27 protein-coding genes are annotated in these 25,481 nt (G+C 38.3%); 17 read left to right on the forward strand and 10 right to left on the reverse strand.

The window, feature by feature from the left end; genetic code table 11:
• Positions 1-7: 7 nt before the first annotated feature.
• The 4 genes from queA to hemW are packed head-to-tail and all read right to left on the reverse strand — an operon-like array spanning position 8 to position 3,600.
• Positions 8-1,033 (reverse strand): tRNA preQ1(34) S-adenosylmethionine ribosyltransferase-isomerase QueA, encoded by a 1,026-nt coding sequence (queA, locus tag ACZ48W_RS09260; RefSeq protein WP_464830490.1) that lies wholly within the window; start codon positions 1,031-1,033, stop codon positions 8-10.
• Positions 1,020-2,048: a twin-arginine translocase subunit TatC gene (tatC, locus tag ACZ48W_RS09265; RefSeq protein WP_464828128.1), complete on the reverse strand. Its 1,029-nt coding sequence runs from the start codon at positions 2,046-2,048 to the stop codon at positions 1,020-1,022. The genes queA and tatC overlap by 14 nt, the downstream gene beginning before the upstream one ends.
• Positions 2,048-2,506, reverse strand: coding sequence for a Sec-independent protein translocase protein TatB (gene tatB, locus ACZ48W_RS09270; protein ID WP_464828129.1), 459 nt, complete (start codon positions 2,504-2,506; stop codon positions 2,048-2,050). The genes tatC and tatB overlap by 1 nt, the downstream gene beginning before the upstream one ends.
• A gap of 38 nt (positions 2,507-2,544) precedes the next feature.
• Positions 2,545-3,600, reverse strand: coding sequence for a radical SAM family heme chaperone HemW (gene hemW, locus ACZ48W_RS09275; protein ID WP_464828130.1), 1,056 nt, complete (start codon positions 3,598-3,600; stop codon positions 2,545-2,547).
• 129 nt (positions 3,601-3,729) lie between these two features.
• On the opposite strand from hemW, the gene ACZ48W_RS09280 reads away from it, so the two are divergent.
• From ACZ48W_RS09280 to ACZ48W_RS09325, 10 genes are all read left to right on the forward strand, one after another.
• A complete protein-coding gene (locus tag ACZ48W_RS09280; RefSeq protein WP_464828131.1) occupies positions 3,730-4,203 on the forward strand; it encodes an RNA pyrophosphohydrolase in 474 nt (157 codons plus the stop codon).
• 136 nt (positions 4,204-4,339) lie between these two features.
• Positions 4,340-5,545 (forward strand): aspartate kinase, encoded by a 1,206-nt coding sequence (locus tag ACZ48W_RS09285; protein ID WP_464828132.1) that lies wholly within the window; start codon positions 4,340-4,342, stop codon positions 5,543-5,545.
• An 8-nt stretch (positions 5,546-5,553) separates the two neighbouring features.
• Entirely contained in the window at positions 5,554-6,102 is a 549-nt protein-coding gene (locus tag ACZ48W_RS09290; protein WP_464828133.1) for a HobA family DNA replication regulator, read from the forward strand.
• A complete protein-coding gene (locus tag ACZ48W_RS09295; RefSeq protein WP_464828134.1) occupies positions 6,099-6,713 on the forward strand; it encodes a DNA polymerase III subunit delta' in 615 nt (204 codons plus the stop codon). The genes ACZ48W_RS09290 and ACZ48W_RS09295 overlap by 4 nt, the downstream gene beginning before the upstream one ends.
• A gap of 120 nt (positions 6,714-6,833) precedes the next feature.
• A complete protein-coding gene (gene folP, locus ACZ48W_RS09300) occupies positions 6,834-7,973 on the forward strand; it encodes a dihydropteroate synthase (RefSeq protein ID WP_464828135.1) in 1,140 nt (379 codons plus the stop codon).
• 7 nt (positions 7,974-7,980) lie between these two features.
• Positions 7,981-8,625 carry a SanA/YdcF family protein gene (locus ACZ48W_RS09305; RefSeq protein WP_464828136.1) on the forward strand — a complete coding sequence of 215 codons (645 nt, stop codon included), beginning with the start codon at positions 7,981-7,983 and terminating at the stop codon, positions 8,623-8,625.
• Positions 8,622-10,568 (forward strand): NAD-dependent DNA ligase LigA, encoded by a 1,947-nt coding sequence (ligA, locus tag ACZ48W_RS09310; RefSeq protein ID WP_464828137.1) that lies wholly within the window; start codon positions 8,622-8,624, stop codon positions 10,566-10,568. Before ACZ48W_RS09305 ends, ligA begins: the two co-directional genes overlap by 4 nt.
• Before the next feature lie 95 nt (positions 10,569-10,663).
• Positions 10,664-11,995: a Fic family protein gene (locus tag ACZ48W_RS09315; protein WP_464828138.1), complete on the forward strand. Its 1,332-nt coding sequence runs from the start codon at positions 10,664-10,666 to the stop codon at positions 11,993-11,995.
• Positions 11,996-12,709 (forward strand): 23S rRNA (cytidine-2'-O)-methyltransferase TlyA, encoded by a 714-nt coding sequence (gene tlyA / locus ACZ48W_RS09320; RefSeq protein WP_464828139.1) that lies wholly within the window; start codon positions 11,996-11,998, stop codon positions 12,707-12,709.
• Between the two features lie 130 nt (positions 12,710-12,839).
• Positions 12,840-13,646, forward strand: coding sequence for a bifunctional riboflavin kinase/FAD synthetase (locus tag ACZ48W_RS09325; RefSeq protein WP_464828140.1), 807 nt, complete (start codon positions 12,840-12,842; stop codon positions 13,644-13,646).
• Positions 13,647-13,652: 6 nt separating this feature from the next.
• On the opposite strand, the gene ACZ48W_RS09330 is transcribed toward ACZ48W_RS09325, so the two are convergent.
• Entirely contained in the window at positions 13,653-15,500 is a 1,848-nt protein-coding gene (locus ACZ48W_RS09330) for a diguanylate cyclase domain-containing protein (RefSeq protein ID WP_464828141.1), read from the reverse strand.
• Between the two features lie 136 nt (positions 15,501-15,636).
• Here ACZ48W_RS09330 and ACZ48W_RS09335 point away from each other — a divergent pair, with 136 nt between their 5' ends.
• The 4 genes from ACZ48W_RS09335 to ACZ48W_RS09350 all read left to right on the forward strand — a co-directional run bounded on the left by ACZ48W_RS09335 (position 15,637) and on the right by ACZ48W_RS09350 (position 18,292).
• On the forward strand, positions 15,637-15,801 hold the full coding sequence (locus ACZ48W_RS09335) for a hypothetical protein (protein ID WP_464828142.1): 165 nt from the start codon (positions 15,637-15,639) through the stop codon (positions 15,799-15,801).
• 10 nt (positions 15,802-15,811) lie between these two features.
• Positions 15,812-15,979, forward strand: coding sequence for a hypothetical protein (locus ACZ48W_RS09340; RefSeq protein WP_464828143.1), 168 nt, complete (start codon positions 15,812-15,814; stop codon positions 15,977-15,979).
• Between the two features lie 10 nt (positions 15,980-15,989).
• The gene (gene cmoA, locus ACZ48W_RS09345; protein WP_464828144.1) at positions 15,990-16,700 is read left to right on the forward strand and encodes a carboxy-S-adenosyl-L-methionine synthase CmoA; all 711 of its coding nucleotides are present in this window, start codon (positions 15,990-15,992) and stop codon (positions 16,698-16,700) included.
• 242 nt (positions 16,701-16,942) lie between these two features.
• Positions 16,943-18,292, forward strand: a complete 1,350-nt coding sequence (locus tag ACZ48W_RS09350; protein ID WP_464828145.1) for a class II 3-deoxy-7-phosphoheptulonate synthase — start codon at positions 16,943-16,945, stop codon at positions 18,290-18,292.
• Between the two features lie 46 nt (positions 18,293-18,338).
• On the opposite strand, the gene ACZ48W_RS09355 is transcribed toward ACZ48W_RS09350, so the two are convergent.
• The 5 genes from ACZ48W_RS09355 to ACZ48W_RS09375 form a co-directional block, all read right to left on the reverse strand.
• Positions 18,339-19,535 (reverse strand): ArsS family sensor histidine kinase, encoded by a 1,197-nt coding sequence (locus ACZ48W_RS09355; protein ID WP_464828146.1) that lies wholly within the window; start codon positions 19,533-19,535, stop codon positions 18,339-18,341.
• A complete protein-coding gene (locus ACZ48W_RS09360) occupies positions 19,528-20,181 on the reverse strand; it encodes a response regulator transcription factor (RefSeq protein WP_464828147.1) in 654 nt (217 codons plus the stop codon). The genes ACZ48W_RS09355 and ACZ48W_RS09360 overlap by 8 nt, the downstream gene beginning before the upstream one ends.
• 603 nt (positions 20,182-20,784) lie before the next feature.
• Positions 20,785-21,582, reverse strand: coding sequence for a shikimate dehydrogenase (locus ACZ48W_RS09365; protein ID WP_464828148.1), 798 nt, complete (start codon positions 21,580-21,582; stop codon positions 20,785-20,787).
• A 3-nt stretch (positions 21,583-21,585) separates the two neighbouring features.
• A complete protein-coding gene (locus ACZ48W_RS09370; RefSeq protein WP_464830492.1) occupies positions 21,586-22,992 on the reverse strand; it encodes an anthranilate synthase component I family protein in 1,407 nt (468 codons plus the stop codon).
• Positions 22,993-22,997: 5 nt separating this feature from the next.
• Positions 22,998-23,786, reverse strand: coding sequence for an SPOR domain-containing protein (locus ACZ48W_RS09375; protein ID WP_464828149.1), 789 nt, complete (start codon positions 23,784-23,786; stop codon positions 22,998-23,000).
• A 149-nt stretch (positions 23,787-23,935) separates the two neighbouring features.
• On the opposite strand from ACZ48W_RS09375, the gene ACZ48W_RS09380 reads away from it, so the two are divergent.
• The 3 genes from ACZ48W_RS09380 to ACZ48W_RS09390 all read left to right on the forward strand — a co-directional run bounded on the left by ACZ48W_RS09380 (position 23,936) and on the right by ACZ48W_RS09390 (position 25,386).
• Positions 23,936-24,157, forward strand: coding sequence for a hypothetical protein (locus ACZ48W_RS09380; RefSeq protein WP_464828150.1), 222 nt, complete (start codon positions 23,936-23,938; stop codon positions 24,155-24,157).
• Between the two features lie 74 nt (positions 24,158-24,231).
• Positions 24,232-24,540: a hypothetical protein gene (locus ACZ48W_RS09385; protein WP_464828151.1), complete on the forward strand. Its 309-nt coding sequence runs from the start codon at positions 24,232-24,234 to the stop codon at positions 24,538-24,540.
• A gap of 294 nt (positions 24,541-24,834) precedes the next feature.
• Positions 24,835-25,386: a hypothetical protein gene (locus ACZ48W_RS09390; RefSeq protein ID WP_464830494.1), complete on the forward strand. Its 552-nt coding sequence runs from the start codon at positions 24,835-24,837 to the stop codon at positions 25,384-25,386.
• The last annotated feature ends 95 nt before the right edge of the window (positions 25,387-25,481 follow it).

Here is a 25,481-nt window from a genome sequence, read left to right on the forward strand (position 1 = left end):
AGCTCCTTCAGAGTATCAGCATTGCATCCCCGTAAGAGAAGAACCGGTACTTTTTTTCTACAGCCTCTTTATATAATTGTAACGTTTTTTCTCTTCCAATGAAAGCGCTTACCAGCATAATAAGTGTACTTTTGGGCAAATGGAAATTAGTGAGTAAATGGGTGACTCTTTTAGGCGGGTTGTGCGGGTTTAAAAAGAGATCACACTCTCCTTCGGTTTTAGCAGTCCTTATATAATATTCCAATGTTCTTGTTACTGTTGTTCCTATGGCCAGTATCGGTGTGTCCTTATCAAGGATATTGGCAGCTTCTTTAGAGATATGGAAGTATTCCGAATGCATAGGGTGATCCAGTATCTCTTCGACCTCTACAGGTTTAAATGTACCTGCACCGACATGGAGGGTGATTCTATGTGTCTGATGTCTCTGTTCCAATGCGGAAAAAAGTTCAGGAGTAAAATGCAAAGAAGCTGTAGGGGCGGCAACAGCTCCTGCATTTTTGGCAAAAAGAGTCTGGTAATCCGTTTCATCTTCTTTGTTATCTTCTCTTTGCATATAGGGAGGCAGGGGTATATGCCCGATTTTATCCAAGATGAGTACCAGGTCCTCAAAACGTATCTCTTTGTTTTTATAGGTGAAGGTAACGACTCTGGAACCATCTTCATTAAGGGCCGTTACAGTCGCGACAAGTGTGTCCTCAAAAAAGAGTTTTGTACCTATTCTGACTTTGCCTCGGATGAGGGCAAGGTAATGATGTGCATCCAGTGGTTTGTTGAAAAGAAGTTCCACTTTTCCCCCACTCTCTTTTTCTCCGAAGATACGTGCTTTGATCACACGGGTGTCATTAAGGAATACATCACAGGCTTCAGGTATGAATTCCAGAAGATGTTTAAAAGTCGTATGGGTGATCGTATCGCTTTTTCTGTCATAGACGAGGAGTTTCGCATGGTCTCTTGGGTGGACTGGTGCAGTAGCGATGAACCCCTCAGGGAGTTCATAGTCGTAATTTTCAGTGAGCAGTTCAGGCGTTATCATTGTTTTCTGTTTCATCATCCTCACTGTCATCCTCTTCTTCTTTCGGGGCAGGGTTCACCATACGTACAATAAGAATAGAGATACCATACAGGATGACCAATGGTGCTGCCATAAGCAGCTGAGTGAGGATGTCAGGTGGTGTCAAGAGTGCAGCAAGTACAAAGATAATGACAACGGCATATTTAAAGAAATCGATCAGTGTACGGTCTGTAACAAGTCCAAGCAGTGCCAGGAAATAGGCAAAGACCGGAAGTTCAAATGCAAGTCCGAAGCCCAACATGATCTTGGTGAAGAATCCGACATAATCTTCAATATTGATCAATGGCGTATAGAGGAATGATCCAAAAGTGATCAGGAACTGGAATCCAAACGGTGTAACGATATAATAAGCAAAAATAACACCGATGAAGAACATGACTGAACCACCCACCACAAAAGGTATGATCATCTTTTTTTCATTGCTGTAAAGTCCGGGGGCAACAAAAAGCCAAAGTTGATAAAGAATGAAAGGAAGGGCTCCCAAGAGTCCTGCAAAGAAAGAGACTTTAAGGGCTACGAAAAATGCACCACCTACCTGGTGTGTTGTGATCTGCCCGATAAAAGTGTTATTTTTTGCTGCGGTTTGACTTGCATTCGTATCAAGTTTCTGCAGTGTCTGGCTAAGTTCTTTGGCAGCAGATGCTGCTTCTTTAAGTAAAATACCCAGTTTGCTGTCTGCGAGTTCAGAGGCTTCTTCCAAACGGTTCTGCAGCTTTTCTGCAGCGATAGATGAGGTACTTTGTGCAACCTGTACAGTAGTGTTCTTCTCAGTACTCTGCATGTGCCATGTAGCTTTGTCCTGAGACTCTACAATACGTCCCACTTCAGTCAGTGCATCGTTAAGCGGCTGTGTGATCCAGGTCAGGATAGCATTGTGAAAAATAAAGGCAATGATAAATGCAATAAAAACAGAAAGTACGGAAAGCCCCAGTCTTTTTCGTAACTCGGCAAGGTGAGGTCGTAGATCATCAAACATTATGCATCACCTTCTGTTTTATCTGTTTTTGTACTTTTTCCTTCTGTATGGTCATCTGTCTGTATCTCTTTTCCCTTTTTAGGTTTTTTCTTGAATGTTACAGTGTCACTTTTAGATTCGACCTGTGTTACCGGTTTAGTCTCTGCATAAGGGCTCTCTTTCGGAGAGACTTCATTATCGTACGTGATATCTTCAAGATCGTCAAAATCTATATTTTTAAAACTTTTGAGTTCATTGGTCGCACTATCCAGCTGTTTTTTATAATTGAGTGCTTCTTCTTTAAGATCTGAGATTTTCATCTCTTCTTCAAGTGAGCTTTTTGCTTCGCCCACAGTTTTTTTAACCCCTTTGATGAATTTTGCGATCTGTATCATCGCTTCAGGAAGTTTATCCGGACCTAAAAAGAGTATTGCAATAATAGAAATAAGAAGTATTTCGGTAAAGCCGATGCCAAACATAGTCTGCCTTGTAATTTAAATTGATGTATTTTAACAAATTAATCTAAAATGTAGAGTGCTAATGCATCACTAAGAAAGAAATTGCGATTGTAATAGTGCGTATCATCACATTCAAGTTTATTCTCTTCAAGCAGTATTTGCATTTTTCTGGTCATTTTTTCTGATAAAATAGATTTTTGGATACCTGTATTGCTGCGTAAGCCTAAAAATATCTTTTCTGTAAGCAATTCATTTTTACTGAGTTGTTCTTTTTTAATCTTCAGAGGATCTGAGAGATAGGATTCAATATCTGTCTGAGAATAAAATCTGCTCTCTTTCAAAAAGCCTACGGCACCGGCACCGGCACCTATATAATCTTTCAGTTCCCAGTACCCTTTGTTATGTTTGCTTTGGTAAGTACCGAAATTAGAGATTTCGTAGTGGTTAAATCCTTTTTTCTTTATTTCATCAGCTACAAAAAAGGCAAGATCTTCATTTTCCTGGCATACATCAGGGGTAGAAGAGAATCGGGTACCATCCTCTATCGTGAGTTCATAGGCAGAAATATGGTCTATAGGGAGTTCAAAAGCCTGTTTTATATCATTTAAAAGCAGTGCTTTTGTATCACCTTTGTAGTTATAGATAAGGTCAAGCGACAGATGTTCAAATCCGAGATCCTGTGCATCTATTATGGCTTTTTTAGCCTGTTCCGGAGTATGTGCACGGTTGAGTGCTTTAAGTTTGTCAGTATTAAAACTCTGTACCCCGAAACTTACACGGTTTACGCCGAGATCTTTCATTCCGCCTAACCATGCTTTTGTAGCAGAGTTCGGATTGGCTTCAGTAGTGATCTCTGCATGGTCCTGCAAATAGGGTTTCAAGAGTTCAAAAACAGGGGTATAGAGTTCTGGTGCAACGGTAGAGGGAGTTCCCCCGCCTATAAAAAGTGTCTCGATCTGTTTTTCTTTTGTTTGAAAACGTTTAAGTTCAAAAGAGAGTTGTTTGTAAAGTGCTTTCATGTAATCAGAACGTGTATCAAATTTATCGACATAAGAGTTAAAACTGCAGTAGTGACATTTTGAATCACAGTAGGGGATATGAATATAGAGTAGCAAATTTTCTTTCTTTCAAATGGTTATAACCGCATTTTAGATAGAATTTTACCAGAAAAAATATATATTGCGGCATGAACTGAATATCTAAAAATATTATAATGTCGTAATTGTTAGTGAAATGAGTAAAGTATGCAAAACAAAAAGCGTTACCGCCCAAATGTTGCTGCAGTGATACTCTCTTCCAAATATCCTGATAAGTGTGAGTTCTTTGTGGCACACCGGAATGATATCAGAAATGCATGGCAGTTTCCCCAGGGGGGTATCGATGAAGGAGAAACTCCTCAAGATGCACTGTATAGGGAATTGTTAGAAGAAATAGGTTGTAATGATGTGGAAGTTTTGGGAGAGTTCCCGGAATGGATCACGTATGATTTTCCTAAAGTAGCAAGAGGAAAAGTGTATCCTTTTGACGGGCAGACCCAAAAGTATTTTTTGGTACGTCTGAAAGAGGAAGCACAGATCGATCTTCAGGCATATGATATTCCAGAATTTAAAGAGTATGAGTTTGTAGCGTATGAAGACCTGTTTAAAAAGGTAACTTATTTTAAACGGAGAGTGTATCGCAGGGTGATTGATTATTTTATACAAGAGGGTCTGCTCTGAAATACGGCTTTATCCGTATGAGTCAGAGGCTCAATGGACAGAATATATTTTGTGATACAGGTAAGTATCAGTATGATTTTTATTGGTTTGGGCTTTGTTCCTACGTATTATTATAGATGAAAGGGTTTTATTTAAAATGTTGATCGTACAGAAGTATGGTGGTACCAGTGTAGGTGGTTTGGACCGCATTGAAAATGTGGCTAACCGTGTAAGTAAGGCAAGAGAAGAAGGACATGATATCGTAGTTGTGGTTTCTGCAATGAGCGGTGAGACGAATAAGCTTATAGAGTATGCAAATCATTTCTCTTCGAATCCTGCAAAAAAAGAGATGGATATGCTTTTGAGTTCGGGTGAAAGAGTGACTGCAGCACTGCTTTCTATTGCATTACAGGCTAAAGGCTTTGATGCTGTTGCAATGACGGGACGTCAGGCAGGGATCATCACAGATGATACACATACCTATGCACGTATCGAGTCCATAGATCCTACAGCGATGCAAAATGCCATTAAAGAGGGCAAGATCGTGATCGTTGCCGGTTTTCAGGGCATCAATAAAAATGGCTCAGTGACAACACTCGGACGCGGGGGTTCAGATCTTTCAGCTGTAGCATTGGCAGGAGCCTTGCATGCAGACCAGTGTGAGATATATTCGGATGTAGACGGTATCTATACAACAGACCCTCGTATAGAGCCGAATGCAAAGAAATTGGATACAATCTCTTATGATGAGATGCTTGAACTCTCTTCTCTGGGAGCGAAAGTATTGCAGAACCGTTCGGTAGAGTTGGCAAAGAAATTGAATGTAAAACTTTATGCAAAAAGCAGTTTTAGTGACAATGAAGGTACATTGATAACAAAGGAGAGCAATAATATGGAAGCAGTTTTAGTAAGTGGTGTTGTCCTTGACAAGAACCAGGCAAGAGTAACTCTCAGAGGCGTTGCAGACAGACCGGGGATCGCAGCAGAGATCTTTACAAAGCTGGCAGATGTAAATATCAACGTAGATATGATCATCCAGAATGTAGGTACGGATGGTTTGACGAATCTTGGATTCACTGTACCTCAGAGTGAACATGAAAATGCAAAAAAACTGATGGAAAGTTTCGATCATGATATTGAAAGTATGGATTTTGATGAACATGTCTGTAAGGTTTCTGTCGTAGGCGTAGGGATGAAATCACATTCCGGTGTGGCAGCAACAGCATTTACTGTATTGGCTGAAAATAATATCAATATTCAAATGATCTCAACATCCGAAATCAAAGTTTCTATGGTGATCGATGAAAAATATGGAGAGCTTGCTATCCGTACACTTCATGAAGCATACGAATTGGATAAATAAGAAGTATTATGCAGAAGCTCTTAAAATGGACACTCGATACTATACGGGAGGAAGAATCATGCTTCTCATGGATGGAAGAGTACCGTTATGAGTGGGCACCTTTAGTTAAAAGTGCTGTTTCCCAGGTTGTAGAAGGCAAGACAGTACTTGTGATCACAGATGAATCACATAAATGGTTTGGTACCTATATTTTAAACGGTATCAACGATCTGCGCAAGAACAGACCGCTTTTGCCTTTTTATCAACTTGCAGAATGTTTTCCGAATTTACAGAATATTCATGCGGCACAGGATATACAGCTTCTTGAAGATATGTTGGATATCTCTTATCCGAACGGATATTATATCTGGTATATCGGCAGAGGTGATCATCCCTATACCAAACTGGCTTACAGGAATCATGATAACTTTTTATGGGTACTGGATGAAGAGGTACAGAACAGTTTTGCATTGCGTAGTTCGGATCCTCTTTTGGATCTTAAGCTTCTGCAACTCTATAAACTTTTTGATATGACCATCTCAGAAGCACTTTTTGGTGATCTAGACCTGGAATCATGAAATTAACCAGCCAAGTTATTATCACCGCAAATATAGATGATACGATTTCCAAACTTGAAGCATTGCAGCAAAATGAACGTTTTGTTAAAATCATCAAAGAAGATACTTTTCTGGTCGAAGATGCCAAGCTTGCCATAGAAAAAGCCTATATGGCAAGTGAAGAGACCACAGTGATCATCCTTGCGGCAAAAACATTTTCTCCGGTCGTACAGAATAAACTGCTTAAAGTCATAGAAGAACCGCCTAAAAATAAAGAGTTTATTATCCTTGCACAAAGTAAAGCAACCATTCTTGATACTATCCGCTCACGTTTGCCTATTAGAGTTTTTTCTGAAGAAAAAGAAGAAGAAGCGTTGGGTCTGGATATAGCGCATCTCTCACTTTCTGGCGTCTATGAATTTATTCAGACACATAAACGTACCGATGCAAAAGTGATGAAACTACTTGTAGAACGCATAAGTAAAGAGGCTATGAATTCAGGAAATTACGACTTGGATGAAAAGACACTTACACTTTTTTCTAATGCATTTGTGGCACTTGATATGGGGTCCCCTCCTGCTTTCGTGTTGAATACTTTGCTTTTGAAACTTTTGGCAAGAAAAAAACGATAAAATAATTGTAGGGTGCGTTTTTAACGCACCATGTAATAAAATATTGTATAAAATATAACTTTCGCCGTAAGGGCTAACATCTCAAAGGTGCGTTAGCAAGCGCACCCTACAAGGGTTGATATGCATATCTATAAACTTGGAAACATCACAGATAAAAAAGAAGCGCTTAAAGCACTGGGTGTAGAGAGTGGCGGTGTGGGTATCATGGCGAAGAAGATGGAGTTACTTTACTTCTTCATCAAGGACCTTAAAACACCTGCTGCAAACATACTTAAGCAAGATGCTCTTAGTATCGGTGCAGAGCTTGCTGTTCCCGGTGGAGTGATTTTGTGCGAAAAACCTATGTATGATTGTATCCTTATAGGGACTAAAAAACATATGGAATTACTCTCTCGAAAAGAGTTAGCCCAACCTTTTGGACTGAAAACCGTTGCTGCTGAACTTAAGAAGTTTCTTTCTGTAAAAACATACTCCACGCAGATCATGGGTGTCCTCAATGCCAACGACGATAGCTTTTTTGAAGGCAGCAGGTTTGTAGCAGAGGATGCCATAGTCCAAATAGAAAAGATGATAAACGATGGTGCACACATCATTGACATCGGTGCAGTCTCTTCCCGTCCAGGTGCGGATGTAGTCAGTGAAGCGGAAGAGTTAGACCGTATGAAGAGTGTCTGTGACATTATCAAAGAGCAAAAACTTTATGAAAAAGCTACCTTTAGTATAGACAGTTATACGCCTTTGGTCGTAGAGTATGCGCTAAGAAGCGGATTTACCCTTATTAACGATATTACAGGTGCAAAGGAAGACGCTATCATCGAATTAGCTGTCAGGTATGATGCCAAACTTTGCATCATGCACATGCAGGGTACTCCACAGACCATGCAGAAAAACCCTACGTATGATGATGTGATGGTTGAAGTGAGTGAGTTCTTTGAAGAGCGTATAGAAAAATGTGAAACTCTGGGACTCTCAAGAGAAAACATCATTTTGGATGTAGGTATAGGCTTTGGTAAAACCTTAGAGCATAATCTTACACTTATTAAAAACATGGCACATTTCAATGTCTTTGGCTGCGAAATACTTGTGGGAGCGAGTAGAAAGTCTATGATAGACAAGATCATCTCTACCCCAACAGAAGAACGCTTACCTGGAACTTTGGCTATTCATCTGAAAGCAGTGGAAAACGGGGCAAGTATTGTAAGATGCCATGATGTGAAAGAACATGTACAGGCTTTGGCTGTGTTGAAAGCTTTAGCGTAAGGTAAATATGCATTATATAAAATGGATATATGTGTGTCTGCTTTTTGCTGCCGTAGGATTGATCTCTATTGATATGTATATTTCAGAACAAGCTGCATCTCTTCTCTATACGGATATCAGACAAATTCCTCCAAAAAATACAGCGCTTCTTTTGGGTACAAGCAAATATATTGCAAAAGGAAAGCAAAACTATTTTTATATATACCGTATCCGTGCTGCTGTGGCGCTTTGGAAAGCAGGAAAAGTGAAAGCCATCGTTGTTTCCGGTGATAATGGCACAAAATACTATGATGAAACTACAACGATGTATAAAGATCTGGTAAAAGCAGGTGTTCCAGCCAAATATATTACTAAAGACTATGCAGGGTTTAGAACGCTTGATTCTGTGGTGAGAGCTGAAGCGATTTTTGATTTAAAAGACTATATAATCATCTCTCAGAAATTTCACCTTGAAAGAGCGTTGTTCATTGCAAAAGCCAAAGGACAAAAAGCCATAGGTTTTGTGGCGAAAGACATCCCGGGTACAGCAGCTGCGTATAGGATGAAAGCAAGAGAATATTTGGCTAGAGCCAAGGCTTTTTTAGATGTGTATATTTTACATACAGAGCCGAAATTTTATGGAAAAAAAGTGAAAGTAAATTATAAAAAATGACAAATGAACAATATCTGGAAAAAGTACAAATCCTTAAAAAATGGGCACATGCTTATTATGTTGAAGACAACCCTGTCGCTGCAGATGAAGAGTATGACAAACTCTATCATGAAGTGCTTGACTATGAAACTGCTCACCCTGATGAAGTAGCAGAAGATTCACCTACCAAACGTGTAGGTGGTGTAGTACGTGATGAATTTTCCAAAGCGAAGCATATAAAACGTATGTGGAGTATGGAAGATGTGTTCAGTACAGAGGAAGTACGGGGATGGTTGAACAGAGTAGAGAAAAACGTAGGGAAGTGTGAGTATTTTTGCGAGCCAAAGTTTGATGGTGCAAGTATGAATCTTCTTTATGAAAACGGGAGGCTTGTTCGTGCTATTACACGCGGAGACGGTGTCGTAGGTGAAGAAGTAACGGATAATGTAAAAACGATCCGTTCTGTTCCGCTTGTCATAGACTATAAAGGACTCATAGAGATACGCGGTGAAGTGGTCATTCGTAAAGACGATTTTGAAGCCATAAATAAAGAGCGTCTGGATGAGGGAGAACAGCCTTTTGCCAACCCCAGAAATGCAGCAGCCGGAAGTTTGAGACAGTTGGATTCCTCTGTCACAGCAAAGAGAAGACTGGTATTTTATCCCTGGGGTATAGGAGAGAACAGTTTGCAACAGAACAGACTTTCTGAAAAAATAAACTTTATCTATGATCAGGGCTTTTTAAAACCTCCATACTCACAAGAGTGCAATACGATAGAGGAGATAGAAGCTTTTTACAGGTTCCTTATCTCAAAGCGGGATGAGATCCCTATGATGATGGATGGGATGGTCATTAAAGTAGATGACATCAGCAAAGAAGAAGAACTTGGATACACCGTAAAATTTCCCAAATGGATGTGTGCCTACAAGTTCCCGGCCATAGAGAAAGTCACGAAAATAGAAGCTATTACTCTGCAGGTAGGACGTACAGGGGTCATTACCCCTGTAGCAGAAATAGAACCGGTGAATATAGAAGGGGCAATGGTCAGCCGTGCAACCCTGCATAATTTTGATGAGATAGAGCGAAAAGATATCCGTATAGGAGACAGTGTCATCATTATACGAAGCGGAGATGTGATACCAAAGATCATTAAAGTGCTTACAGACAGACGTACAGGGGATGAACAGCCTATAGAACGGCCGGTAAAGTGTCCGACATGCGGAAGTGAATTGCTGGATGAGGGTGCACTTATCAAATGTCAAAATCTTAAATGCCCGGACAGAGTGATCAACTCTATCATACATTTTGCCAAAAAAGGGTGTATGAATATTGATGGACTTGGCTCCAGGATCGTTGAATTGCTGGTGAAAGAACATATCATAGACAATGTATTGGATCTTTACAGACTGGAAGCCGAAGATCTGGCCTGTCTGGAAGGATTTAAAGAAAAACGTATCAACAATCTTCTTAAGGCTATCTCAGATACCAAAGGAGCACCTCTGCATAGACTCATTAATGCTATGGGTATAGAACACATAGGGGAGGTGGCGAGCAAAGCTTTGGCTCTTGAGTTCGGACTGGGTATTGTGGATGCCAAATTCGAAGAGGTAGTCGCTATAGACGGTATAGGTGAAGAGATGGCAAATTCACTTTTGGAGTTCATGAGAGTCAACCGTGAGCTTGTCTTAAAGCTTTTTGAGGTAGTGCAGCCGACGGTAGAACAGAAAGTAGAAGCTCGAGATAATCCCTTTAAAGGCAAAACGGTAGTGCTTACCGGTACAATGAGTGTCAGCCGCGGGGTCATTAAAGAGATGCTTGAGAAGCTTGGGGCTAAAGTAAGTGGCTCTGTAAGTAAGAAGACGGATTTTGTGGTGTATGGAGAGGATGCCGGGTCTAAGCTAACTAAGGCTGAAAGTTTAAGTGTGAGTACTTTGACTGAAGATGAGATGAGGAGGATGATTTAAGAGCTAACATTAAGGAAAACTATTGTTTCTTTGACAATATTTTAATTTTGTATTATAATAGCGCAAAAATATAAAATTGCGTTAAAGGAGAATAAATGGCAAATAGTTCTATAGAAAAAGCACCATTTGAATTTTCTCATTCATTATATGATTTTCAAGAAAATTATGATTATTTGACAAAATACAAAGAGGTTGATAGTCAAGGAAGATATTTATACTGGGATAAGTTCAAATATCGAATAGATAAAGATGATGATGCAAAAATTGCTTGGTGGGCAACTAAATGGTCACGATTTACTAAAATGAAATTTATTGAGTATGAAGATAAAAATAATAAAATGTTTTCATTTTGTATGCCTGATAGTTTACAAGCAAAACTACATAAAATTTCAAAGTTATCTGCACAAGGTATTGTTCCACATAATTCAATTAAAAGAAACTATTTGATTTCATCACTATTGATGGAAGAAGCTATTAGTAGTTCTCAGTTAGAAGGGGCATCAACAACAAGAAGAGTTGCCAAAGAAATGTTATCAACAGGTAGAAAACCTAGAAATGAAGACGAAGAGATGATTGTGAATAATTATCTATTAATGCAAGAAGTAAAAAGAACAAAAGAAGAAGATTTAACGATAGATATGATACTTGAATACCATAAAATTGCAACAAGAGGCAATAGTAATAATGGAAATATTCCAGGTAAATTTAGAGAGAATAATGAAATTGTAATTAAAGATAGTTATGAGGAAGTTGTACATGAACCACCTTGTTTTACTGAAATCGAAATAAGACTTAAGGGTATTTGTGAATTTGCTAATAAGGAACATTTGGGTGAAAATGGAACAATTTTTATTCATCCAATCGTTAAAGCAATTATTTTACATTTTATGATAGGTTATGAACATCCTTTTTCTGATGGTAATGGGCGTACTGCAAGAGCTATTTTTTATTGGTTTATGTTAAAGAATGGATTTGATTATTTTGAATATGTATCTATTAGTAAATTACTTAAAGAAGCACCAGCAAAATATGGTAAATCTTTTCTATACAGTGAAATAGATGATAATGATTTGACTTATTTTATTTTTTATCAGATAGAAATTATTATCCGTGCTATTGATGAACTATTGAATTATCTTCAAGAAAAAAGTAGAGAATTTGAAGAAGTATCACAATTGCTAAGTGTATCAAAGTTGGGTAAATTATTAAACTTTATTCAAAAAGATATTGTTAAAAAAGCAATTAAAAATCCAGGTAGAATTTTTACAAGTAGAGAAATTATGGTAGATTATGATAAAACAGCAAATACAGCTAGAAAATATCTTAATGAATTAGTAGATTATGGTATCTTGGTTACAATTAAAAATGGACAAACAAAAGGATATATTGCACCTGCAAATATTCGTGATGTTTTAGAAAGAAACTAAATGAGATTAGATAAATACCTGGTAGAAGAGGGTTACTTTGAGAGCCGTAATCGTGCGTTAGATGCCATAAAAGCCGGGCATGTGATAGTAGATGGCAGGAAGCCTAAAGCCTCTGCGAAGATAGATGAGAATTCTGTAGTGGAAGTGGCTGATGAGAAGTTTTATGTGAGTCGTGCTGCACGGAAATTGGAAAATTTTCTGGCTGAGTATGCTATGGATTTCAAGGGTAAAAAGGCGTTGGACATTGGTTCAAGTACAGGGGGATTTGCTCAGATAGTGCTTGAACATGGTGTGGCATCACTTGACTGTGTAGATGTAGGAAGAGACCAGCTTCATATTTCTCTGCGTAATGAAAAACGACTCTCTTTGCACGAAGAGACAGACATCCGTGACTTTAAGAGTGATGAGGCTTTTGATCTGGTGACTTGCGATGTCTCCTTTATTTCTATAATGCAGATAACAGATGATATAGACAGACTTAGTAAAAGTGGAACAGATATCGTAATCCTTTACAAGCCTCAGTTTGAAGTGGGCAAAGATGTGAAGCGGGACAGCAAAGGTGTAGTGCAGGATGCAGATGCCATAGCCAGAAGGAAAGAAGCATTTGAAGCAGAAGCATTGAGCTTAGGCTGGGAACTTAAACATCAGGCACTCTCAAAAGTGGCAGGTAAAGAGGGTAACCGGGAATATCTGTATCATTTTGTTAAAGTGTAGGGTGCGTGGTGCCCAAAGGAAATGCCCTTGGGGTACTAACGCACCATGTGATAAAATTTGAATAAAATAAAAGGTTCGCAGAAAGGCTTATATCAAGGTGCGTTGGCAAACGCACCCTACGGAGAAACGATTGAAATTAAATAATAACATAAAATCCATTGCCATAGGTTCTTTTGACGGCATGCATATTGCCCATCAGACACTCATAGGACAGGTAGATGCCATTGTTATTATAGAACGGAACAGCGGATATTTAACCCCCGGATACAAACGTTCCTTTTATACATCCAAATTATGCTGTTTTTATCATTTTGAGAAGATCAAGTCCCTGACCCCTGAGGAATTTGTCAATCAATTAAAAGAAGATTTTCCTCAGTTAAAGAAGATTGTTGTAGGGTATGATTTTGCTTTCGGTAGGGAAAAAGCAGGTAATGCAGAGCACTTGGATGAACTTTTTAGCGGAGAGGTCTGTATTGTTAAAGAGGTAAGTATAGAAGGGGTTCCTATACATTCCCGTACGATCAAAGCCTATCTTAGAGAGGGAAATATAAAGATGGCGAATACCCTTTTGGGCAGAGAATATGTTATAGACGGAGAAGTGGTTAAAGGCCAGGGACTTGGCAGAAAAGAACTGGTCCCTACACTTAATCTTGATGTCGATCATTATCAACTTCCTTTAGAAGGTGTTTATGCAACACGAACAAAGATAGAAGATGAATGGCTGGATTCTGTAAGCTTTTTTGGACATCGTGTAAGTACTGACGGTTCCTATGCTGTAGAGACATATGTATTGGATAAAGAGATAGGCAAAGTGGAAGGGAAAGTTGAACTGAAATTTATGGATTTTATACGTGTAAATCAAAAATTTGAAAGTCTGGATGATCTAAAAAAACAGATTCAAGACGATATAGAGAGAGCTAAAAAGATACTGGAATAAAGTAGATCAAATCACAAAATCATTATGCAGATAATTGATACTCTGCTTTTTCAGACAGTATACATTAATGTCGGGTTGAGAATACTCTATACGGTTCTTTCCATGATTCTTTGCTTTGTACATGGCAGTATCTGCAGCCTGTATCAGCTCTTCCGGAGTATTCCCGTCATCAGGATAGATAGAAGCACCGATACTCATACCTATAGTGATGATATTGTCATTTATGATACAGGGTGTATTGCAGAGATTATTGATCCTCCGTAAAATATTGTCAAGGTAGTCAAAACTGTTCAAGTCTTCAACAAGTATGACAAATTCATCTCCACCGAAACGACAGATGGTATCTTCTTTTCTTAAGATCTCTTTGAGATAACTTCCTACTTTCTTAAGGATCTCATCTCCACTTGTATGCCCATAGGTGTCATTGATCGGTTTAAAATTATCCAAGTCACAAAATATGAGACTGATACATTTGTTGAACCTTTCTGCATGATCGATGGCATGTGCTAATCTATCATTTAATAAAAGTCTATTGGAAAGACCTGTAAGAGGATCATGTGTTGCCAGGTAAGCATGGTCATGGGCATCCTGTCTCTGATGTGTGACATCTGAAAAGATACCTATGAAATTTTCTATTTGACCCTGGGAATTTTTGATAGTATTGATGCTTAACCATTCAATATAGATCTCCCCGTTCTTCTTACGATTTGTGATCTCTCCCTGCCAGTAGCCATCCGTAGTTAATTTATCCCATATCTTTTGATAAAAATGTTTCGTATGTTTTCCGGATTTCAGGATCTTTGGGTTTTTTCCTATAACAGATTCCGGAGGATATCCCGTGATATTGAGAAAGGCATCATTGACATGTATGATATTATTATGGGCATCTGTGATCAGAACACCATCCATCGTATGTTCAAATACGGCAGAAGACATTTCAAGCGACTGAAGATTGTATGTATTGTTGATAGCAGATCCAATGATGGAGGCTGCCGTACTGAGCATTTCAACATGGGTTGTTTTCAGTATCTGGTTGTGTTCATCTCCAATACCGAGAAAACCCCACCATTTTTTTTGTACGAATATAGGTAATATAAGGAGGGAATTGATCTTGAAAAGATCCAAAAGTTTCTTTTTTGATTTATCATAATCATCTCTGCTTCCGTTTACAGGCAGATTTTTCTCCAATTTATTTTTCCAGCGCATAAGACAATGCTTGCGGTAATGGATACGTTTTTTACTTTTTGCTTCAGAATTATCATTGATATATAAAAGCTCATGTGCCAGAAGATCATTTGTATGCTGTTCATTTTCATTCTGATATATAAAGATCGATGACATTTCGGAAGCCTGCTTAAGATTCATCATCTCCTGCCGGAGTGCTTCCCTCCAATCAGATTTCTGTAAAAAATTATGAGCCATTTCATTGATGGCATGAAGTATATTCTGCTGTCTTTGGACTTCATGGTTGATATGTCGTTTTTCAAGTACTTCATTGCAAAGATGCTGTATGATCTTTGTAAAACTTTTACTGTCAAAAGGTTTTGAGAAGAATTGGTTGACACCAAGGTGGATCGCTTTGAGAAGAATATCTCTTTTTTCAAAGTTGGTAAAGATGGCTATTTTTACATCTTCATCTGTTTTTCTTATCTGTTCAACCATTTCCAGCCCATTCAAACGGGGCATATTAATATCTGAAAGGATGATATCCGGACGATATTGTTGATAAAGGTCAAATCCTTCCAGGCCGTCAGATGCCGTAAGTATAGTGTCTGCATATGGGGTTAACATGTGATTCAGTATAGAAGTAGTGATTTTATCATCATCTACGATAAGTACAGTGAGTTGTTCCATTCTTATATTCTAATATAAAAAACTTTGATCTTCCATGAAATTATTATATATGTGAAAAATTGTTAAGATTTACTTCTTCAACTGATTGGAATAGACTTCTAATATAATTATATAAATAAAACATAAAGAAAGCATAATGAGAGATAAAGTATTCACCAAAAAAATAGAAAAGAAATTTGAATTTGATGTGAAAAGCGTTAGCAGGCAACAACTGCTTGTAGTCTGCAGCTTTGGAACCGGAATGGTCGGAACGAAGTGTAGCCATGCAGGGCTTCTGTCGAATGACGGGAATTTGATATAAGGACTGAGCTGTGAAAGAAGATAAAGTATTTGCTAAAAAAATAGAGAAGAAATTTGAATTTGATGTGAAAAGCGTCAGCAGGCAACAACTGCTTGTAGTCTGCAGCTTTGGAACCGGAATGGTCGGAACGAAGTGTAGCCATGCAGGGCTTCTGTCGAATGACGGGAATTTGATATAAGGACTGAGCTGTGAAAGAAGATAAAGTATTTGCTAAAAAAATAGAGAAGAAATTTGAATTTGACGAAGCAGTGGCTTCTGTATTTGACGATATGCTGAGCCGTTCAGTACCTTTTTATGATGAGGTACGGAAATTGGTCATAGCACTGATCCTGGCAGAGCAGGAAGAGGGGAGAAAAGTGCTGGATCTTGGCTCTTCTACGGCAAAGTTCTTACTGGACCTGCATAGTAAAATGCATACAAAAATGCAACTTAAAGGTTTAGATAATTCTCAGGCTATGCTGAACAGAGCTTTACAGAAGTGTCAGGCATTTGGTGCCGATATTGAATTGGAACTTGCGGATATGCTGACCTATGAGTACAAAGATGAAGATGTGATCGTAGCGAACTATACCCTGCAGTTCATCCGTCCTATGCAGCGTATGGAGCTTATGAAAAGACTTTATACCGGGTTGAAGGATAAGGGGGTATTCATTTTTTCCGAAAAAGTAGTTTTCAATGATAAAAAACTGGATAAAGAACTCATAGATATCTATTATGAGTATAAAAAAGAGCAGGGTTATACTGAATATGAGATTGCACAAAAAAGAGAAGCATTGGAAAATGTATTGATCCCATTCACGATAGAAGAGAACATGCAGATGTGTAAAGATGCAGGATTCAAACAAGTAGATACCGTTTTTCAGTGGGCGAATTTTGTAACATTCATAGCAAAAAAATAATGTGAATAATACAATATTGTCACATGAATAAATCAGAGTTATTCACTCCTTTTTTATATTATTTAATAAGAGTTATTCACCTCCTATTCACGGGGGTGAATAAGTTATTTCTTATTAAAAGATAAAAATTATCTATAAAATTGAGCTTTTTTTTAAATCATAGTCATTTTTCATATTTTTTAAGCTATAATCATCCAATTAATTTCGGGTGATCAGAAATAGCCCCTAGAGAAGGATAACTTATGAGTTGGACACCAGAGAGCTGGAGAAATTTTCCTATAAAACAGCAACCAACATATCAAGATGAAGAGCAGCTTAAAAAAGTAGAAGAAGAATTGAGTTCCTATCCCCCACTTATTTTTGCCGGTGAGGCAAGAAGGCTTAAAGAAAAATTAGCCAAAGCCGGACGCGGTGAAGCATTTTTACTTCAAGGAGGAGACTGTGCAGAAAGCTTTTCCGACTTTAATGCGCAAAGCATAAAGAACCTTTTTAAACTGATGCTCCAAATGAATATGGTATTGATGTATTCAACCGGTAAGCCAGTGGTTAAAGTAGGGCGTATAGCAGGACAGTTCGCCAAGCCGAGATCTTCGGATTTTGAAGAAGTGAATGGTGTAAAGCTTCCCAGTTACCGCGGTGATATTATCAACGGTATTGAATTTACAGAGGAGGCCAGAGTACCCAATCCTGCCAACATGATCAAAGCATATAACCAATCGGCAGCAACATTGAACCTCTTGCGTGCCTTCTCAAGAGGCGGATTGGCTGATCTGAACAAAGTACACCAGTGGAATCTTGACTTTATTAAAGATAATCCTCTGGGTAAACGATATGATGAGTTGAGTGATAAGATAGACCATGCTATGAATTTTATGGCAGCATGCGGACTGAACAGTGACACAATGCCTCAACTTCATCAGACAACGCTTTATACTTCACATGAAGCACTGCTTTTGAATTATGAAGAAGCATTGACAAGGAAAGATACCGAAACAGGTGAATGGTATGACTGTTCAGCGCACATGTTATGGATAGGGGACAGAACAAGAGATCTCAAGGAAGCTCATATTGAATACTTCAGAGGAATACAGAATCCTATTGGCTGCAAAGTAGGGCCAAGTATGGAAGAAGATGAGCTTATTAAACTGATTGATGCCCTTAACCCGGACAATGAAGAAGGAAGGCTCAATCTGATCGTTCGTATGGGTGCAGGAAAAATAGGTGAATATTTCCCTAAGCTTCTTAAGCGTGTAAGAGATGAGGGAAAAAATGTGGTTTGGTCCTGTGATCCTATGCATGGAAATGTAGAGAAAAGTTCCACAGGCTTTAAAACAAGAGATTTTGACAATATCCTCTCAGAAGTGGAACAGTTCTTTGCTATTCATAAAGAGATGGGTACTGTTGGGGCCGGCATACATCTTGAAATGACAGGTAATGATGTAACAGAGTGTACGGGCAGCACATCCTGTGCTATCACGGATGAAGGACTTGCAAGCCGTTATCATACACAATGTGATCCAAGACTGAATGCTTCACAGGCATTGGAACTTGCATTCATGCTTTCTGATACGATAACGGATTCAGACAAGTAAAGAGATAGCTCCTTTCCTCTGATCATTGAATTCAGCGGATCAGGATCTACTCTACAATAAAGATATTTTCACCCTTTTCATGTCGATATTTCAGTGTCATATGATGAATATCCAAAATACTTTTGACAATATATATCCCCAAACCTAAGCCGCTTTTTGAGGAATGGAATGGTTTAAAGTAGTTTTCCAAAGGTTCTTTCAGGGCTTTTGCTTTGTTGGCGATCTCTATTTTATTTTCATTGATGACCACAGTGACATGCTTATTCGTACTATACTTGATCGCATTATCGAGCATGTTCTTGATGACGAGGGTAAAGAGTTCAAAGTCTGCTTTGACGATATAGTCTTTTTGTATCTTTACTGTGATAAGCCGCGCAGGGTTCTCTATCATCAACATATCTATACTTGCTTCGAGAAGATCACTCATTTTATAAGGTTTTATATTAAGTTTGAAATTCTTGGAAGTGATCTTTTCTATTTTGGCAAATTCATCAATGAGCAGGTTCAAACGTTCAAAAATACTGTGCATACGTGCTTTGTTCTTTTCATCGGGAAGCATTTCACTCATGAGCCGGCCTTTTGCAATAGGTGTTTTAAGTTCATGCATGATAGCACGCAAGAAGAGCTGGCGTGACTGCAGAAGTTCCCGTATCATAGTGACAGCATGATCGAACTCATTGGCAACTTCCGCTATTTCATCATTTTTATCACTGGTGCATTGTATGTCTAGGTTCCCTTCCGAAAATGTTTTGATCTTCTTTTTAAGTACGGAGAGGGGTTTAAGACTTTTGACTATCCACAGATAGAGTGAAATGATCAAAAGGAATACTATAGAAAAAAAAGCAATACGTTTAATGGGGTATTTAGGTCTGTTCTTGTTCTCTAAAAAAAGTTTAAATCGATCATTATTGATAAGGATGATACGTTGCAGATGATAGGTATCGACGGCATAACGTTTGTATTTCCCTTTTTCTTTAAAAGAGCGTTCTATCTGTATGATCTGTCCCTTGTCTTTAATAAGAGAAACATTCTGAGATTCAAGATATGCTTCGTCTATCTTACCTGTTTTGAGATAATAGTTATAAAGATAATGTGAAATTGCTCTCTCCTGTGCTTCATTGCGTTCTTCAAATTTGGCATGGTCATATTTGATTGATCCTACGAAAAGAATAGCAAGAAGCAGCAGGGTGATTGAAAAAACAAGATTGATCTTGCTTCGTAATGAGCTGAAACCTTTAAACAAGTTTATATCCTATACCACGTACGGCCTGTATCCGTTTATTGTCTCCGATCTTTGTACGTATCTTGGAGATGATCACATCAAGACTTTTCCCTTGGGAATCAATACTCATCGTAGCTGAAGTGTTAATGATCTGTTCCCGGGATTGGGTGATGCCCTGATGTTTTACAAGCAAGGAGAGTACTTCAAATTCTGCAGGGGTAAGTGAAAGTGCTTTGCCTTTAAAATAAATGGTATCACCTTTGATCTCAAAATCACTTTTCGGCAGTGTGCTTTGGCTGTCTTGTGTTTTATTGACCCGGTTTAGAATCGCCATGATACGTGCATACATTTCTTTCGGATCATAAGGTTTTGGAAGATAGTCATATGCTCCCAGTTCAAAGCTTTGTACTTTGTCATTGATATCGCTTCTTGCAGAGGAAATGATCACAGGGATGTCATATTTTCGTACGACTTCCTCACACACTTCCAATCCATCCATACCGGGCAGGGTAAGATCCAGTATCATCAGATCATATTTTTTTACACCGGCACTCAGTCCAAGGTAAGGGTCTTCAAAGTTTGTTATTTTAATATCAAATTGTGAAAGATATTCACTTAAAAGTTCTGCAAACTCCGGATCATCTTCTATCATAAGGATATTGATCATGATATGGACTCCTTTTTATTTAATTATACTAGCCAAAGGTTAATTAAAGTCAAATAGCTATTTAGCCCTTATCTGTGGAGCTCGAGTTTTCACCATACCAGTTTTCCCCACTCTTTGTGATTATCCTACAGGTCATCCAGGCTTTTATCTTTATGACATGCATAACACAGGCATCCTTGCCTTCAGGTTTTTAGGCAGTATTGGTCAGTTTATGTTGATTATGACAATTAATACAGGTAATACCGTGCTTGTGTATATGGTCGTGGATATATCCATTCCCTTCTGTTCTGTTTTTCTTTGCCGCCCTCTTCTCCCAAAACTCTTTTATCTCTTTTAGCCAATGCAAAAGGTGCTGGAAGTTTATAGCTGCTAAGTGGCCTGAGTGGTTCATATCCGTCAGAGTAGTTCTCTTTATGATATTTTTTGTACTTTTGGAAGCCGACAAAGCAGGCCGTTTTTTGTGCTTCCGGTTGCAGATCCGGGTTCAGTCCTACACGAGGTTTTGTAAGCTGGGGGTAGTAGGGAGTGATCTAGGGTAAGCTGAACCAGATAAGCAGTGAAAAGCAGAAGCAGAAAGACAATAAAAGAGCGTTAAAACCTTTTTCATAATACGAAAGCTTTTTGCATATGATATTTGATCTCATCAAAAGTGAATTGGTGATCTGTAAAATATTCAAAAGCAATGATCCCCTGATAGAGTAGCATATCAGACCCGTCTTTGGTTTGTTTATCATAGGACTTCACCAGTCTTAAAAAAGGTGTCTCTTTTCCATAGATCACATCGACACAGGCTTTGGCCTGGGGAATCACACGCTCAAGTATCTCTTCCGGAGCAGGGAGAGAGTCATCTTCAAGACCTGCAGATGTCATATTGATGACTAAGTCATATGACTGTGGAATAAAATCCTCAAAGGTGTAGGTTTGAAATCCCTCTTTAATATAGCGTTCCAGTCTTCCTTCACTTCGGTTCAGAATAGTTACTTCATATCCCGCATCACGCAAGATGCTGCTTGTAGACTGAGCGGTACCTCCAGCACCTAAGAAGAGTACGGTTTTAGACCCTTTAAACTCAGAGATGGCTTTTAGAAACCCTGGTGCATCGGTATTGTATCCATAGAGTTTTCCCTCTTTTTCAACAATGGTATTGACTGCACCCACTTTTTTGGCAAATGGGTCAAGTACATCACAGGCATTGTAAGCATGTTCTTTATGCGGTACTGTAATGTTGATGCCTTTAAGCCCTAACTTAAAAAAAGTCTCTTTGAGCTTTTCTCCATCTTCTAACAAATAACGGGTATAACATGCATCATAATCCAAGCTTTGAAAAGAGAGATTGTGCATAAGAGGTGATTTGGAATGGGAGACAGGGTTTCCGAAGATAGCAAATAGTTCTTTTGCCATCTTTTAAAGTGTTTCCATTTCTTTAAGGGTGGAGAGCAGAGCACCAAGTTTATTTTTTACTTCAAGGTACTCCAGTTCAGGAATAGAGTCAGCAACCACTCCGGCACCTGCCTGCAGAGTGATACTGTCGGGTTTGATAAGTGAAGTACGTATGGCTATGGCAGAGTCCATATTGCCGTTAAAAGAGAAATATCCCACAGATCCGGAGTAGAAACCGCGCTTAAGTCCTTCGAACTGGGCGATGAGTTCCATCGCTTTGATCTTGGGTGCACCGGTCATGGTCCCGGCTGTGAATGTGGCAGCAAAAAGATCGAACATATCTTTGTCTTCCAGTATCTGTGCTTCCACATCAGAGACCATATGCATCACATGAGAGTATTTTTCAACACGCATCATATCGGTTACTTTGACCGTGCCTGTCTGTGCTACCCGGCCTACATCATTACGTCCAAGATCGATAAGCATCAGGTGTTCTGCACACTCTTTGGGATCATTGAGCATTTCAAGCTCGAGCTCTTTATCTCTTTTGGCATTCTTCCCCCGTTTTCTTGTACCTGCAATAGGACGCAGAAGTATCTCGCCTTCTGTTAATCTTACCATGACTTCCGGAGAAGAACCGCAGATGGAGAAATCCTCATAGTCAAGCAGGAAAAGATAGGGAGAAGGATTTTTGGAACGCAGTACTCTATAGAAACTCAGAGGATCTATCTTTCCCTTTTGTGTATATCTGTTTGAGAGAAGTATCTGAAAGATATCACCGGAACGTATACTCTCTTTAGACTCATTCACAAGAGTTTTAAAACGTTCTTCATCGATACTAAAACTTCCTTCACCCTCCAATTCTACAGCTTTTAGCGGCATCGGGGTACAGGTATTGTGTAGAATGTCCTCTATGCTTTCAAGCCCCTTCTGCATTGAGCTGTCATTTAGGATTAGTGTAAGTTTTGCACTTTTATGTGAGTAGGCAATGATGATCTTTGGACGTACCAGGTCCAGATCCGGAGTATTCAGCGGGTCAAGCAGGTGGTCCATACTCTCTTCAAGCACAGGTTCAAATACTTTTACCATATCATAAGCGATGAAACCTATGAAGCCATCAACAAAAGAGAAGCCGACTTCCAATGCTTTTTCTTTATAGGCAGCCTTGTCCAGGGAAGCATAATAGGTCTTTAAAAAACTAAAGGGGTTTTCATCCAGTATTTTTTCGGTACCGGTCTGATCTATATATGTGGTGGTCTTGTCTTTATAAATGAGACGTTCCTGTGCCCCTATGGTAATGAATGAGAAGTTCCCGTCACTGGTATTGACGACACTTTCAAAAAGCATGGTGATCTCATTTGGAAAAATATCTTTGATCTTCCCATAGAGGGCAACAGGTGTAAGTTGGTCAAAAAGAATTGTTTTATGCATCATATCTACTTTTTAATCACAAAAGCACTTTTATTTATACGGTCTTTAACCTGGGCTAAAGCAGTATCGGCACTTGCTCTGTCCCTGTATGGACCGATAAGCAGTTTTTTGGTCCCGTTCGCTGTGGGAGAGGTGATCTTATAGTTGAAACCGCTGTTCTTAATAATACCCAGGAAACGTGTACTGGGTGTTTTTTGAAATGAACCGACCTGGATATAATATATCTGTCCCGCAGCAGGTTTTGTGCTACTTTCAGGTTTGACAGGTTTTACTGCCGGATGCTTGCTGGCTTTTTCCATATTTTTTTTGGGGAGGGGTACTGTCTCTTTTACGATCTCTTTTTTAGCTTCTTTTTGCACGATTGTCCCTTTTTTTTCAGGAACTTTAGCTACAGCTACTTCTTTTATATGCTTTTTAATTTCAGTAGCTACGATGGGTTTTTGAGGTGTCTGAACCGCTTTTTTCGTATTCTCTATGATCTCTTTTTGAACTTTTTCTGCTTGGGCAGGTGCTTTGGGTTCAGCTTCCATAATATTGGAAAGTGTTGGCTCTTCTTTTGCTGGTTTTGGCTCAGTAACACTCTGCAATGTCAGTTCCGGACTGATGAATTCACTGTTGTTCTCTTCAAAAGCAAGTTTGTCTGCATTCGGGTCTTTAAGTATGATCTTTGTAAGAATAATAGCTACGATCAAAACAACAATGAATAGAGCAACGATCGTCAGAAAACTCTTTGCTTTACTGTTTTTTGGTTCTATATTATCGATGATAAGGTCATCTAGATTATGATCATTCATAAAGGGGGGATCTCCGGATATAATTTTGGATCAATTATATCATATTAATCTATATAAATCTTTATGGCTTATTGAAATAGGGGTAATTCCAAATGAGCACTGTCAGAGGGGAAGCAGTTTTATAAAATCTGCATAGTATTGAATTAGAATTGGCTTTCACTTGCTCGTATCTTCTTTTAATCGATATTTTTTTTGTTGTTACCAAATCCAAAGATAATGTTCTTTATGAATTAGATGGACAACCTGCACTTGATCTTTATAAGAATTATCTTGGTGACAAAGCCGACGAACTTCCTGCAACCGGACTTCTGTTTCCTTTAGAGTTAAAAGTGGATTCCTATACTACAGATAGGTTTTTACTCTTATGGTGAAATATCACCATTGCCGTCCGGAACATGTGATCTGCATAATCAAACAATGACATTAATTCTGATCTGGGAAGATGATGCATCATTTACTTAAACGACAGCTAAAAAAAATCGCCTACCAAAAAGATAAGTGCTCTCAAGAGCAAATTGAAAAACTTATCACTCTTGTAGACCAAGCATATATTGATGCCGATGATGATCGTAAATTATTGGAAAATACTTTAAATGTTTCATCTAAAGAGATGCAAGGTTTATATAAAGAACTAGAAACAAGAGCTAAAAAAGAGTTTGAAATAAGTGAAAAAAGTATGAGTAGCTTGTTGAAAATCTTAAAGGTAACTATTTCTTTTATACATACGATACAGATAGAGTTTTTACATACTTAAGTGATTCAATCACCGATATTTTGGGATACAGTAAAGAGGAGTTTTTAATTCATCACGTTAAGTATCTGAGTGATGATCTTATCAATAAAAAAGCAATAAGATATTCCCAAAAAAGTATTGCTGGAAAAACACAGCCACTTTAATAAGATCAGTGTCCATCATAAAGATGGTACGATCCGTTATCTTGAGATCACTTAATTTCCTATTTTTGATGATAAGGGAAGAGTAAAAGAGGTTGAAGGAATCGTAAGAGATATTAGAGAACAGATCAAATACTCAACCCAACTGCAAAAGCTGCTTGACCTGCAGCAAAATATTGTTTTTTTATCGGATGGAAGAAAGATAAAGTTTGTCAATAAAGCTTTTTTGGACTTTTTTGATTATAAAACCATTGAAGATTTTTTCAAACAATATAGCTGTATTTTTGAAAAGTTTATTCATGATGAGAATTATTTTTATATAGACAAAGTTCCTGAAGATATGCATTGGATAGAGTATATACAAACCATAGAACCATCACATAACAGAATAGTTTTAATGCTGGATAAAAATGCGATCCCTCATGCATTTACCGTGTCTGTCAAGAAGTTTAATAAAGAAGAGTATATTGTCTCTTTTTCAGATATCAGTTCAACAATGAGTAGACAGATCAATTTGAAAAAAAAAGTATTGTATGATAATTTGACAAGAGCATACACTAAAAAATCTGGTTACTTTGGTAAAAAAAGTTCTATTCTTGTACAGGATTCACTTATAAGGTGGGGCGGAGATGAGTTTATACTGCTGATTTTGGTCAACAGTATAGATAATTTGTATACTGGCAGAAAATATAAGAAAACGTGTTGAAGGAGCTTATTTTAAACAAATTCAACATATTACTATCAGTGTCGGTATGATTTCTATTATGGAAGTGAAGAGGTCAGGGAGACGATACAGCATGT

The organism is Sulfurovum aggregans, from assembly GCF_055385215.1.